The organism is Pseudomonas sp. QLc11A (assembly GCF_052112305.1).
In the GTDB taxonomy this organism is placed as follows: Bacteria; Pseudomonadota; Gammaproteobacteria; order Pseudomonadales; family Pseudomonadaceae; genus Aquipseudomonas; species Aquipseudomonas laurylsulfatiphila.
The window spans coordinates 164,347-176,958 of sequence record NZ_JAVAJJ010000004.1; the positions used below are offsets into that span (position 1 = coordinate 164,347).

At 60.3% G+C, this 12,612-nt stretch carries 12 protein-coding genes; 11 read left to right on the forward strand and 1 reads right to left on the reverse strand.

All coding sequences use genetic code 11. The annotated features are described in order from the left end of the window. Positions 1–316: 316 nt before the first annotated feature. The 6 genes from Q8X48_RS08330 (at position 317) to Q8X48_RS08355 (ending at position 6,256) form a co-directional block, all read left to right on the forward strand. Positions 317–799 carry a GNAT family N-acetyltransferase gene (locus Q8X48_RS08330; protein ID WP_007977016.1) on the forward strand — a complete coding sequence of 161 codons (483 nt, stop codon included), beginning with the start codon at positions 317–319 and terminating at the stop codon, positions 797–799. Positions 800–1,059: 260 nt separating this feature from the next. Then, positions 1,060–2,052, forward strand: a complete 993-nt coding sequence (locus Q8X48_RS08335; RefSeq protein WP_407800534.1) for a 2-dehydro-3-deoxygalactonokinase — start codon at positions 1,060–1,062, stop codon at positions 2,050–2,052. 19 nt (positions 2,053–2,071) lie between these two features. After that, positions 2,072–2,692: a 2-dehydro-3-deoxy-6-phosphogalactonate aldolase gene (locus Q8X48_RS08340; RefSeq protein WP_407800533.1), complete on the forward strand. Its 621-nt coding sequence runs from the start codon at positions 2,072–2,074 to the stop codon at positions 2,690–2,692. Between the two features lie 45 nt (positions 2,693–2,737). Then, positions 2,738–3,886, forward strand: coding sequence for a galactonate dehydratase (dgoD, locus tag Q8X48_RS08345; RefSeq protein WP_007977010.1), 1,149 nt, complete (start codon positions 2,738–2,740; stop codon positions 3,884–3,886). 195 nt (positions 3,887–4,081) lie between these two features. Continuing rightward, a complete protein-coding gene (locus Q8X48_RS08350; RefSeq protein WP_116579996.1) occupies positions 4,082–5,392 on the forward strand; it encodes an MFS transporter in 1,311 nt (436 codons plus the stop codon). Positions 5,393–5,452: 60 nt separating this feature from the next. After that, the gene (locus tag Q8X48_RS08355) at positions 5,453–6,256 is read left to right on the forward strand and encodes an IclR family transcriptional regulator (RefSeq protein ID WP_095966318.1); all 804 of its coding nucleotides are present in this window, start codon (positions 5,453–5,455) and stop codon (positions 6,254–6,256) included. 177 nt (positions 6,257–6,433) lie between these two features. Here the strand turns inward: Q8X48_RS08355 and Q8X48_RS08360 are convergent, their stop codons facing one another. Further along, positions 6,434–8,098, reverse strand: coding sequence for an electron transfer flavoprotein-ubiquinone oxidoreductase (locus tag Q8X48_RS08360; protein WP_126049885.1), 1,665 nt, complete (start codon positions 8,096–8,098; stop codon positions 6,434–6,436). Between the two features lie 548 nt (positions 8,099–8,646). On the opposite strand from Q8X48_RS08360, the gene Q8X48_RS08365 reads away from it, so the two are divergent. The 5 genes from Q8X48_RS08365 (at position 8,647) to Q8X48_RS08385 (ending at position 12,524) form a co-directional block, all read left to right on the forward strand. After that, on the forward strand, positions 8,647–9,396 hold the full coding sequence (locus Q8X48_RS08365) for an electron transfer flavoprotein subunit beta/FixA family protein (RefSeq protein WP_015093946.1): 750 nt from the start codon (positions 8,647–8,649) through the stop codon (positions 9,394–9,396). Beyond that, positions 9,397–10,326, forward strand: a complete 930-nt coding sequence (locus tag Q8X48_RS08370; protein ID WP_223534377.1) for an electron transfer flavoprotein subunit alpha/FixB family protein — start codon at positions 9,397–9,399, stop codon at positions 10,324–10,326. A gap of 192 nt (positions 10,327–10,518) precedes the next feature. Continuing rightward, on the forward strand, positions 10,519–11,355 hold the full coding sequence (locus Q8X48_RS08375; protein ID WP_407800532.1) for a substrate-binding periplasmic protein: 837 nt from the start codon (positions 10,519–10,521) through the stop codon (positions 11,353–11,355). A 9-nt stretch (positions 11,356–11,364) separates the two neighbouring features. Beyond that, complete coding sequence (locus Q8X48_RS08380) at positions 11,365–11,721, forward strand: DUF4398 domain-containing protein (RefSeq protein WP_015093949.1); 357 nt, start codon at positions 11,365–11,367, stop codon at positions 11,719–11,721. Further along, on the forward strand, positions 11,718–12,524 hold the full coding sequence (locus Q8X48_RS08385) for an OmpA family protein (protein ID WP_095966321.1): 807 nt from the start codon (positions 11,718–11,720) through the stop codon (positions 12,522–12,524). Before Q8X48_RS08380 ends, Q8X48_RS08385 begins: the two co-directional genes overlap by 4 nt. Positions 12,525–12,612 lie beyond the last annotated feature (88 nt).

Below are 12,612 nucleotides of genomic sequence, written 5' to 3' on the forward strand. Positions count from 1 at the left end.
GAGCAGCGCCTCTATCTAACCACGCAGTGCCTGATTGTCAGGTCCAAGGTTATCGATGCCAGGGTTAGTGGCGGCCGGAGTGAAGCCTCTGCGTTGTTGTGGTGAGGGAGCTTTTGTGGCGAGGGAGCTTGCTTGTGGTGAGGGGGCTTGCCCCCGTTGGGTTGCGCAGCAACCCCAATAAGAAAACTGCAATCTTTCTGGTGTAATGCGATCGCTGAGAAAGGGCCTGCTTCGCAGGCCAACGGGGGCAAGCCCCCTCGCCACAAATATCGTGTCGCCTTAGTATGGCGTTTTCAACTTTTGACAAGGCACGTCCATGACGATCGAAATCCGCCCGGCGACCCCCAGTGATGCACCGCAAATCCTCGCGTTCATCACTGAACTGGCCGACTACGAACGTGCCCGCCATGAAGTCATCGCCAGCGTTGCCGATATCGAACGCAGCCTGTTCAGCGAAGGCGCCACGGCCCATGGCCTGATCTGCCTGCGCGACGGCGCAGCCATCGGTTTCGCGGTGTTCTTCTTCAGCTATTCCACCTGGTTGGGCAGCAATTGCCTGTACCTCGAAGACCTTTACATCACTCCGGAGCAGCGCGGCGGTGGCGCAGGCAAGACCCTGTTGCGGCATCTGGCGAAAATCGCCTGCGCCAACGACTGCGGCCGTTTCGAATGGAGCGTGCTGGAGTGGAATACGCCGGCCATCGACTTCTACAAATCCCTGGGTGCGCAGCCGCAGGAGGAGTGGGTCCGGTATCGGATGGATGGGAAAGTATTGCGCGAGTTCGCCGAGGGCAGTTGAGCCGTATCCCCTGTAGGAGCGAGCCTGCTCGCGAAGAAATCGAAAGCACCACGGGGTGTCAGGTTTTCCGCTTAATCGTTGACGACCATCGCTAGCAAGCTAGCTCCTACACGGGAATGCATTCCAGGGAGCTACCGTAGGCGGTGGTTTTTTTTGTCTATGTCTCAATATATGGGATTAGTATTTATATATTGAGATTTTGCAGCGCATGGGTTTATAGTCCCGCTCACTCACTGCCAAAAACCAAAACAGGTGAAGCGATGCAGGCGCAATTGATCGCGCTCGACTGGGGGACAACCTCATTACGTGCTTACAAACTGGCCGAAGGCGGGCAGGTGCTCGAACAGCGTTCGCTGGCGTCGGGGATCATGCAGTTGCCCAAGGCGCCTCGAATCATCGGCGGCCGGGAGTGCACCGACGGTTTTGAACTGGCCTTCGAAGAGGCATGCGGTGACTGGCTCGATGCCCAGCCGCAATTGCCGGTGATTGCCTGTGGCATGGTCGGCAGCGCCCAGGGCTGGTGCGAAGCGGCGTACCGCGACACGCCGGCGAACGTCGCCACGCTCGGCACTTCCTTGCAAACCGTTCGCAGCCTGCGTGGCGTCGATGTGCACATCGTGCCCGGCGTCATCGAGCGTTCACGTCTGCCGAACGTGATGCGCGGCGAAGAAACCCAGGTGCTCGGTGTGCTGCAAAACCTGCCGGGCGAGGCGAGTGCGGATCTGCTGATCGGCCTGCCGGGCAGTCATTCGAAATGGGTGGAAGTGGCCGACGGCTGCATCGTGCATTTCGATACCTTCATGACTGGCGAAGTCTTCGCCGTGCTCAGCGAGCACAGCATTCTCGGGCGCACCCAGCAGCGTGGCGGGTCTTTCGAGGGGGATGCGTTTGATCGTGGCGTGCAGGTCGCGTTGTCGGCGGACGGTGAAACCGGTCCGCTGTCGACGCTGTTCAGCGCCCGTAGCCTGGGCCTGACCGGCGAATTGAGCGCCTGCGCCCAGGCCGATTATCTGTCCGGCCTGCTGATCGGCCACGAGTTGTCGGCCCTGGCCAATGTCCAGCGGCGTCGGCGCAACAGCGTGCACCTGCCGTCGATCATCCTTATCGGCAATACCCAACTCTGTGCCCGCTACCGCCGTGCGCTCGACGCCTGCGGCTTTACCCGGGTGACCCTGGCCGAACAGGCCACCGAACGCGGATTGTGGCAACTGGCGCTCGCCGCCGGTCTGGTCTCGTCCACCGCATCCCGTTAAACCTGCCTGGAGGTCTGACATGCTCAAACAAGCGCTGGCGCAAAACGGCTTGATCGCGATCCTGCGCGGCTTGCGTCCACAGGAAGCTGCCGCTATCGGCGAAGTCCTGTACGCCGCCGGATTTCGCGTCATCGAAGTGCCGCTCAATTCCCCTGAACCGTACGACAGTATCCGCATCCTGCGCAGTACCTTGCCTGCCGATTGCCTGATTGGTGCCGGCACGGTGCTGACGCCGGAACAGGTCGAACGGGTGAAAGCGGCGGGGGGCCAGGTGATCGTCATGCCCCATAGCGATCCGAAGGTCCTGCGTGCGGCGAAAGCGGCGGGGCTGTCTCTGTCGCCCGGTGTCGCCACACCGACCGAAGCCTTCGCGGCGCTGGCCGAAGGCGCGGACATCCTCAAGTTGTTCCCGGCCGAGCAAATGGGACCGGCAGTCGTCAAGGCCTGGCTGGCGGTACTGCCGGCCGGGACGATTCTGGCACCGGTCGGTGGCATTACCCCGGACAACATGCAGGTGTTTATCGACGCGGGCGTCAAAGGTTTCGGCCTCGGCTCCGGTCTGTTCAAACCGGGCATGACGTCTGCGCAGGTGGCGGTCAATGCCAAGGCCTATGTCGCTGCCTGGAAAGCCCTTCGCTAAGACTTTTTGGCGCTGCGAGCGCTGCATCCATAAGAGAGACAACAGATGAAAATCACCAAATTGACCACCTTCATCGTTCCGCCACGCTGGTGCTTCCTCAAGGTCGAAACCGACGAGGGCGTCACCGGTTGGGGCGAGCCCGTGGTCGAAGGCCGCGCCCACACCGTTGCCGCTGCCGTTGAAGAATTGTCCGATTACCTGATCGGTAAGGACCCGCGCAACATCGAAGACATCTGGACCGTGCTCTATCGCGGCGGATTCTACCGTGGCGGTGCGATCCACATGAGCGCCCTGGCCGGTATTGACCAGGCCTTGTGGGACATCAAGGGCAAGGCGCTGGGCGTGTCGGTCAGCGACCTGCTGGGTGGTCAGGTGCGGGACAAGATTCGCGTCTATTCGTGGATCGGCGGCGACCGTCCGGCGGACACGGCGCGTGCTGCCAAAGAAGCTGTCGAACGCGGTTTCACTGCGGTGAAAATGAATGGCACCGAAGAGCTGCAATTCCTCGACACCTTCGACAAGGTCGACCAGGCCCTGGCCAATGTCGCCGCCGTGCGCGATGCGGTCGGCCCGAACGTCGGCATCGGCGTGGACTTCCATGGCCGGGTGCACAAGCCCATGGCCAAGGTGCTGATGAAGGAACTCGACCCGTACAAACTGATGTTCATCGAAGAGCCGGTGCTCAGCGAAAACTACGAAGCGCTGAAAGAACTGGCACCACTGACCAGTACACCGATTGCCCTCGGGGAGCGCCTGTTCTCGCGCTGGGATTTCAAGCGCGTGCTCAGCGAAGGCTACGTCGACATCATCCAGCCGGATGCGTCCCACGCCGGTGGTATCACCGAAACCCGCAAGATCGCCAACATGGCCGAAGCCTACGACGTGGCGCTGGCGTTGCATTGCCCGCTGGGGCCGATTGCCCTGGCGGCCTGCCTGCAACTGGACGCGGCTTGCTACAACGCATTCATCCAGGAGCAGAGCCTGGGCATCCATTACAACGAGAGCAACGACCTGCTCGACTACGTGAAAGACCCACGGGTGTTCGACTACGACCAGGGCTTCGTGAAGATCCCGAACGGCCCGGGCCTGGGCATCGAGATCAACGAGGAATACGTGATCGAACGCGCCGCCATCGGCCACCGCTGGCGCAACCCGATCTGGCGCCATGCCGATGGCAGTTTTGCCGAGTGGTGAGTGATCTCTGACCCACCACATATCCCTGTGGGAGCGGGCTTGCTCGCGAAGAGGGCGGCACATTCAACATAGATGTTGACTGACACTCCGCTTTCGCGAGCAAGCCCGCTCCCACACTCGATCTCCATCGGCAGTGGATCCGAGTACACACAAGACTTCAATCGACCTCAATAACCATAAGAAGAGGCACCCCCCATGCAACCGCAAACCCTCACCGGGCAGGCGTCCTTGGTGACGCCCAGCCGCAAGCGTTTTTTCATCATGGTGCTGTTGTTCATCACGGTGGTGATCAACTACCTGGACCGCAGCAACCTGTCGATTGCCGCCCCGGCATTGACCAGTGACCTGGGCATCGACCCGATTCATGTCGGCCTGATCTTCTCTGCCTTCGGCTGGACCTACGCCGCCATGCAGATCCCCGGCGGCTGGCTGGTAGACCGGGTACCGCCACGCATCCTTTACACGGCAGCGCTGTTGCTGTGGTCGATTGCCACCGTGATGCTCGGTTTCGCCGGCAGCTTCATCGCGCTGTTCGTGCTGCGCATGGCGGTCGGGGCCCTCGAGGCGCCGGCCTATCCGATCAACAGCCGCGTGGTCACCACCTGGTTCCCCGAGCGCGAGCGCGCCACGGCCATCGGTTTCTACACCTCCGGGCAATTCGTCGGCCTGGCTTTCCTGACACCGGTGCTGGCCTGGCTGCAGCACGAATTCGGCTGGCACATGGTGTTCGTCACCACCGGCGCGGTAGGCATTCTGTGGGCCGTGATCTGGTACGCGGTGTATCGCGAGCCGCGGGACTTCAAAGGCGCCAATCAGGCGGAGATCGACTTGATCCGCGAGGGCGGCGGGCTGGTGGATATCCAGGCCGAACAGGCCAAGGTCAAAGCCAAATTCAGCTGGACTGACCTTGGCATTGTCCTGACCAAACGTAAACTCTGGGGCATCTACCTCGGCCAGTTCTGCCTCAACTCGACCCTGTGGTTTTTCCTGACGTGGTTCCCGACCTACCTGGTGAAATATCGCGGTATGGATTTCATCAAGTCCGGCCTGTTGGCGTCGCTGCCGTTTCTCGCGGCCTTTGTCGGCGTACTGTGCTCCGGTTTCTTCTCGGACTTTTTGATCCGTCGCGGTTACACGGTGGGTTTCGCCCGCAAGTTGCCGATCATCAGCGGCTTGCTGATTTCCACCTCGATCATCGGCGCCAACTTCGTTGAGTCGACGCCGCTGGTGATTGCCTTCCTCGCGCTGGCATTCTTCGGCAACGGCCTGGCTTCGATCACCTGGTCACTAGTGTCGACGCTCGCCCCGGCGCGTTTGCTCGGGCTGACCGGCGGGGTGTTCAACTTCATCGGCAACCTGGCGGCCATTGCCACGCCGATCGTGATCGGCTTCCTCGCCACGGGTGATTCCTTTGCCCCGGCGATCACCTACATCTCGGTGTTGGCATTGATTGGCGCACTGTCCTACATCTTGCTGGTGGGCAAGGTCGAGCGTATCAAGTTGTAGTCGTGGCACGCGGGCGACCATAATGCCGCCCGTTCACTCGCTCAACGGTAAAGGCTGGATATGCAGGAAGACGCCCCAAAAATCGCCAAGGACGCCGCACCGACCGGCACCCAGACCCTGCTTCGCGGTTTGGGTGTGGTTCATGCCGTGGCCAGCGGCGCCCGCGATCTCAAGGAAATCGCCCGGCTGATCGGCACCACGCGCAGCACCACCCATCGCCTGGCCAGTTGCCTGGTGGACGAGCGTTACCTGCGGGTGGTGCCGCAAGTCGGCTATCTGCTGGGGCCGAAACTGATCGAGTTGGGGTTTCAGGCCCGTGAAGAGTTGCCGTTGGTGACCCTGGCCGGGCCGTATCTGGATGAGTTGTCGGCGTTGACCGGCGACACCATTCATCTGGCGATCCGTGAAGGCGACGAAGTGCTGTACCTGCACAAGAACCCGGGGCGCAATGGCCCGGAAATGCGTTCGCGGGTCGGCCATCGCATGCCGCTGGCGCGCACCGGGATCGGCAAGGCGCTGATGCTCGATGATTCGCCGCAAGAGTGGCAGCGCCTGTACGAAGTCAGCCTGCCGGTGGGTGGAAAAAACCAGTTCTGGCCGCAGCACCCGGAGCAATCCTGGGAGCAGTTCGAGCAGCGCATGGTCGAGTACGTGGCCGGCGGCTATGCCTTCGATCTGGAAGATAACGAGCCGTCGATCCGTTGCGTGGCAGCGCCGGTGCGCGATGCCAGCAAACGCATCGTCGCCGGCATCAGCATTGCCAGTACCGTGCCGTATATGCCGCTGGAGAAAATGGCTGAGCTGATTCCGTTGATCAAAGGGGTCACGGCACGGCTGTCGGCGGAGCTGGGCCTCAAGGTCTGATTCGACCCCTTTGTGGGAGCGGGCTTGCTCGCGAAAGCGGTCATTCATTCAACATGGATGTCGATTGATACACCGCTTTCGCGAGCAAGCCCGCTCCCACATGGGGTTTGTGTTGTTGCATAAATGCCAGGCAACAAAAAGGCCCCCATTCGGGAGCCTTGATGTTCAGCGGTAGGCTTACATGTTCGGGTAAGTCGGGCCGCCAGCGCCTTCCGGCGTCACCCAGGTGATGTTCTGTGCAGGATCCTTGATGTCGCAGGTCTTGCAGTGAACGCAGTTCTGGGCGTTGATCTGGAAGCGCTTCTCGCCGTCTTCCTTGGTGATCACTTCATACACGCCGGCCGGGCAGTAACGCTGTGCCGGTTCATCGTACAACGGCAGGTTCTTGCTGATCGGGATGCTCGCATCGGCCAGCTTCAGGTGGCACGGCTGCTCTTCTTCGTGGTTGGTACCGGAGATGAATACCGAGCTGAGTTTATCGAAGCTGATCTTGCCGTCCGGTTTCGGGTAGTCGATCTTCTTGCAGTCGGCCGCCAGTTTCAGGCAAGCGTAATCCGGCTTGGTGTCGTGCAGGGTGAACGGCAGTTTGCCGCCGAAGATGTTCTGGTCCAGCCAGTTGAAGCCGCCACCGACGATGGCGCCGAACTTGTGGATCGCCGGGCCGAAGTTGCGGCTGGCGAACAGTTCATCATAGAGCCAGCTCTTCTTGAACGCGTCGACGTAGGTGGTCAGCTCTTCGCTGCCGTCCTTCTCTGCGAACAGTGCTTCGGCCACGGATTCAGCGGCGAGCATGCCGGACTTCATCGCGGTGTGGCTGCCCTTGATCTTGGCGAAGTTCAGGGTGCCGAGGTCGCAACCGATCAGCGCACCGCCCTTGAAGACCATCTTCGGCAGCGAGTTCAGGCCGCCTTTGCAGATGGCGCGAGCGCCGTAGCTGATGCGCTTGCCGCCTTCCAGGTACTGCTTGAGCACCGGGTGATGCTTGAGACGCTGGAACTCGTCGAACGGCGACAGGTAGGTGTTGCTGTAGGACAGGTCGACGATCAGGCCGACGACGACCTGGTTGTTTTCCAGGTGATAGAGGAACGAGCCACCGGTGTTCTCGGTGCCCATGATGTCCATCGGCCAACCGGCGGTGTGCACCACCAGGCCGGGTTGATGCTTGGCCGGGTCGACTTCCCAGATTTCCTTCAGGCCGATGCCGTAGTGCTGGGCGTCGGCATCGCTGTCGAGGTTGAAGCGCTTGATCAGTTGCTTGCCGATATGGCCACGGCAACCTTCGGCGAACAGCGTGTATTTGCCACGCAGTTCCATGCCCGGGGTGTACAGGCCTTCTTTCGGATGGCCTTCGCGGTCGACACCCAGGTCACCGGTGATGATCCCGCGCACCACGCCGTTCTCGTCGATCAGCGCTTCCTGAGCGGCGAAGCCCGGGTAGATTTCCACGCCCAGGTTCTCGGCCTGCTGGGCCAGCCAGCGGCACAGGTTGCCCAGGGAGATGATGTAGTTGCCTTCGTTGTGCATGGTCTTGGGCACAAAGAAGTCCGGAACTTTCTGCGCGCTTTCAGCGTTCTTCAGCACGAAGATGTCGTCACGGGTGACGGGGGTGTTCAGCGGCGCGCCGAGTTCTTTCCAGTCCGGGAACAGTTCGTTCAGGGCGCGTGGTTCGAACACGGCACCGGACAGAATGTGAGCACCGACTTCGGAGCCTTTTTCGACCACGCAGACGCTGATTTCCTTACCGGCTTCGGCGGCCTTCTGCTTCAAGCGGCAGGCGGCGGAAAGACCAGCGGGGCCGGCACCGACGATGACGACGTCGAATTCCATGTATTCGCGTTCCACAGGTTATCTCCTACTCAAGGCTCAACAGTTTTTTTTCTAATTTGGAGGTTGGGTGTCGCATCCATGAATTCCGGCACAACGCCGAAAGCGGACAATCGATTGACCACCTTTCTCTTTGGGTGGCGCATTATATCTACACCACTCTCAGCGTCCAATACAAACGTTTGTTTGAATTGGCTCAAAGCCAGAGAAATCAAAGTCACGCGCCTTATGAACGGCCATTTTGGCGTATTGACCGGAATAGGCGTTCCGGTCAAGATACGGGCGGTTTTGCGCTCGCCGTAGGCTGGCAGTTGGTTTCAAGAGCACCTCTAAAGACAGGGCGATGGCAGTAGAGAGTGATGCGCCGTGTGGGTTTGGCGCGAAGTTTACACGCCGTGACGTTGAATGACTCGTCAGTCACCACTGACGAATGGTCATGCAGATCATGAGTGATGGTCACTTGACACGTTAGCCGGCGTTTTTAGAGGTGCCCTTGCGCCCGATGAGCATCAACCGCCAGGTTCGCCTAGGCGACTTTCTTTTCACCGGAGAGTAACGAGGAATCCATGAAGGTTCTTGTAGCTGTCAAACGCGTTGTGGATTACAACGTCAAGGTTCGCGTCAAGGCGGACAATTCCGGCGTCGATCTTGCCAACGTCAAGATGTCGATGAACCCGTTCTGCGAGATCGCCGTGGAAGAAGCCGTACGCCTGAAAGAGAAAGGTGTTGCGACTGAAATCGTCGTCGTCTCCGTCGGCCCGTCCACCGCTCAAGAGCAACTGCGCACCGCGCTGGCTCTGGGTGCCGACCGCGCCATCCTCGTCGAGTCCGCCGAAGACCTGACTTCCCTGGCCGTTGCCAAGCTGCTCAAGGCTGTTGTCGACAAGGAACAGCCTCAGCTGGTGATCCTTGGCAAACAGGCCATCGACAGCGACAACAACCAGACTGGCCAGATGCTCGCTGCACTGAGCGGCTACGGTCAGGGCACGTTCGCTTCGAAAGTCGAAATCAGCGGCGACAGCGTTGCCGTGACTCGCGAAATCGACGGCGGCGCGCAGACAGTTTCCCTGAAACTGCCGGCCATCGTCACCACCGACCTGCGTTTGAACGAGCCGCGCTACGCGTCTCTGCCAAACATCATGAAAGCCAAGAAGAAGCCTCTCGAAGTGCTGACTCCGGACGCTTTGGGCGTTTCCACCGCCTCCACCAACAAGACCCTGAAAGTCGAAGCGCCGGCTGCACGCAGCGCGGGTATCAAGGTCAAGTCGGTGGCTGAACTGGTCGAGAAACTGAAAAACGAAGCGAAGGTAATCTAAATGACTATCTTGGTTATTGCTGAACACGACAACAAAGTGCTGGCCCCGGCCACGCTGAACACCGTTGCTGCCGCCGCCAAAATCGGTGGTGACATCCACGTTCTGGTTGCAGGCCAGGGCGCTGGCGCCGTGGCTGAAGCCGCTGCGAAAGTCGCTGGCGTGGCTAAAGTGCTGGTGGCCGACAACGCTGCCTACGCTCACCAGCTGCCGGAAAACGTTGCTCCACTGGTCGCCGAACTGGGCAAGGGCTACAGCCACATCCTGGCTGCCGCCACTTCCAACGGCAAAAACATTCTGCCGCGCGTTGCCGCTGCACTGGACGTTGACCAGATCTCCGAGATCATCTCGGTAGAAAGCGCTGACACCTTCAAGCGCCCGATCTACGCCGGTAACGCCATCGCTACCGTTCAATCGAACGCTGCAGTGAAAGTGATCACCGTGCGTGCCACCGGTTTCGACCCGGTTGCCGCTGAAGGTGGTTCGGCTGCTGTTGAAGCGGTTGCTGCTGCCCACGACGCTGGTATCTCCAGCTTCGTCGGCGAAGAACTGGCCAAGTCCGATCGTCCGGAACTGACCGCTGCCAAGATCGTCGTTTCGGGCGGGCGCGGCATGCAGAACGGCGACAACTTCAAGCACCTGTACGCCCTGGCCGACAAGCTGGGCGCTGCCGTGGGGGCTTCGCGCGCCGCGGTCGACGCAGGTTTTGTTCCGAACGACATGCAGGTCGGTCAGACCGGCAAGATCGTTGCTCCACAGCTGTACATCGCCGTCGGTATCTCCGGCGCGATCCAGCACCTGGCCGGCATGAAAGACTCCAAAGTGATCGTTGCGATCAACAAGGACGAAGAAGCGCCGATCTTCCAGGTGGCCGATTACGGCCTGGTGGCGGACCTGTTCGAAGCCATCCCCGAGTTCGAGAAGCTGGTCTAAACCGGCGGCTTGACTTATAAAGAGCCCGGCCTTTTGGCCGGGCTTTTTTTTGCTCTCTGTAGGAGCGAGCTTGCTCGCGATGGGCGTTAACGATGATGCGTTCATTCTGAAAAAACGCGGCGCATTGACGTCCATCGCGAGCAAGCTCGCTCCTACAGGAGGCATAACCGGGTATGAGTGGAGTGTGAAGCCATGGATTTGCGCCTTGTGTGGAGCTTGCTGGGATTAACGCTGTTGCCGGCGCTGTCTTTCGCCGCAGGCAAATGCGAACGCCTGGTGGTCACCGGCAGCCCCGATGCGCCGCCGTACCTGTGGCAAGACCCGCAGAATCCCAAGCACCTGATCGGTGCCAATGCCGATTTGTTGCAGCAAGTGGCGGGGGAGTTGGGGCTCAAGGTCGAACTGCTGTATGCCGGCAAACGCGCCCAGGCCCTGGACGAAGTGCGCAGCGGACGCATGGACATGCTGGCGGACGCGACGTTGACCGTCAGCGAGCTGGAAACCCTGGATTACATCCATCCACCCTTGCTGGAAAACGACTACCTGGTCTGGACGCGCAAGGATTCGGCACTGGTCTACAACGAAGCCACAGATCTGCACGGCCATCCGGGTGCCGTGTCGGAAAAGGCTCGATTGACCCCGCAATTCAGCACCTTTGCCGCACAGCAATTAACCCTCGCGCGCACGTCCAGCCTGACCCTTGCCTTTCAGAAACTGTTGTTGGGCGAAGTCGAATTTGTCCTGGCCGGACGTTACTCGGGCATGGCGACTGCACAGACGCTGGGCATGGCCGGTGATCTGATCGCACGTTCGCAACCGGTCGACAAGCCTGGCCTGTTCCTGGCGATTTCCCACAACTCGGCCTGCAACGATCCGTGGTTGCGCGGACAGTTGGCCAAAAAGATGACAGAATTGCCCGCGTCCGGACTGACGGAGGCCGTTCTGCTGCGCAATATCGAGCGCTGGAAGGCACAACGCTCACAACCGCAGCAACCCTCGCAACAACCCGTCAGTACCCCAAAACAGTAGGGATATTTAGTGAGTATTCGACCTCTTTTCGCTGCCGTGGCCATTGTCGCCCTGGCCGGTTGTGCAACCGATCCGGCGCCGAACGAACAAATGCGCCTGACCGAACAGGCACTCGAACAGGCCAAGGCCGTGGGTGCGACCGCCGACGATGTGCCGGAAATGAAGCTGGCCGAGGACAAGTACAACCGCGCCAAGGGCAACATGACTGATCAATCGTTCAAGAATGCGCGCATGCGCGCCGAACAGGCCGAACTGGATGCGCGCTTGGCTGAGGCCAAGGTGCTGACGGCCAAGAGCGAGGAACAGTTGAACGTGCTTAACACCCGCATCGCCCGTCTGCAAAAGCAACTGGGAGATGCTCAATGAGCCTCAAGCGCAAAACCCTTGGCGGTTTGATTCTGGCCGCCAGCCTGACCGGTTGCGTCAGCCAGCACAGCGAGACCTCGCTGCAGCAGGCCGGAACCGACTTTCAGAAGGTCAAGGAAGACTCCAATGTCCTGCGAATCGCCCCCAAGGACGTGATCCGCGCCGGTGAGTCCCTGGCCCGTGCCGATCGCCTGTCCAGCTATTGGGGCAGTGGTTCGGACGTGGTGCATTACGCCTACCTGAGCCAGCGCTATAGCGCCATTGCCCGGGAACACACCAATCAGGCGCTCAACGAAGAAAAAGCGGCAAAACTCGAACTGGAACGGCAGCGCCTGCAACTGGCATTGCGTGAGTCCAAACTGTTCAGTGTGCAGCAGCAAGGCAAATGGCTCGAAGAGCAGATCCTGGCATTGACCACCTCCCAGACCGACCGCGGTCTGGTGATGACGTTGGGCGACATGCTGTTCGACACCGGCGAAGCGGAATTGAAACCTTCGGCCAACCGCGTGGTGTTGAAGATCGTGCAGTTCCTGCAACTCAACCCCAAGCGTGTGGTGCGGATCGAAGGTTACACGGACAGTACCGGGGGCAAGCAGGAAAACCTCAAGCTGTCTCGCGACCGTGCACAGTCGGTGGCTGACGTGCTGATGGACCTGGGCATCGACGACAAGCGCATCCAGGTCGAAGGTTATGGCGACGAGTATCCCGTGGACGCGAATGCGTCGGAGCGGGGCCGTGCGCAGAACCGTCGGGTGGAAATTGTGTTTTCCGACGAAAACGGCCAGCTCGGCGCCGCCCGGTAGGGTGTGCGTCGATGGAAAACCCGGCCTGCCATGCAGCGCCGGGTTTTTTTACGCCTGCCGATTACCGCACAAAACAGTACAGATTTTG

What these genes read in the sequence shown, in the direction of transcription:
- Q8X48_RS08355 (WP_095966318.1), top strand. Translation starts at nt 5,453, where the DNA reads ATGCAGGAAGACGCCCCAAAAATCGCCAAGGACGCCGCACCGACCGGC.
- Q8X48_RS08370 (WP_223534377.1), top strand. Translation starts at nt 9,397, where the DNA reads ATGACTATCTTGGTTATTGCTGAACACGACAACAAAGTGCTGGCCCCG.
- Q8X48_RS08330 (WP_007977016.1), top strand. Translation starts at nt 317, where the DNA reads ATGACGATCGAAATCCGCCCGGCGACCCCCAGTGATGCACCGCAAATC.
- Q8X48_RS08385 (WP_095966321.1), top strand. Translation starts at nt 11,718, where the DNA reads ATGAGCCTCAAGCGCAAAACCCTTGGCGGTTTGATTCTGGCCGCCAGC.
- Q8X48_RS08340 (WP_407800533.1), top strand. Translation starts at nt 2,072, where the DNA reads ATGCTCAAACAAGCGCTGGCGCAAAACGGCTTGATCGCGATCCTGCGC.
- Q8X48_RS08335 (WP_407800534.1), top strand. Translation starts at nt 1,060, where the DNA reads ATGCAGGCGCAATTGATCGCGCTCGACTGGGGGACAACCTCATTACGT.
- dgoD (WP_007977010.1), top strand. Translation starts at nt 2,738, where the DNA reads ATGAAAATCACCAAATTGACCACCTTCATCGTTCCGCCACGCTGGTGC.
- Q8X48_RS08350 (WP_116579996.1), top strand. Translation starts at nt 4,082, where the DNA reads ATGCAACCGCAAACCCTCACCGGGCAGGCGTCCTTGGTGACGCCCAGC.
- Q8X48_RS08365 (WP_015093946.1), top strand. Translation starts at nt 8,647, where the DNA reads ATGAAGGTTCTTGTAGCTGTCAAACGCGTTGTGGATTACAACGTCAAG.
- Q8X48_RS08375 (WP_407800532.1), top strand. Translation starts at nt 10,519, where the DNA reads ATGGATTTGCGCCTTGTGTGGAGCTTGCTGGGATTAACGCTGTTGCCG.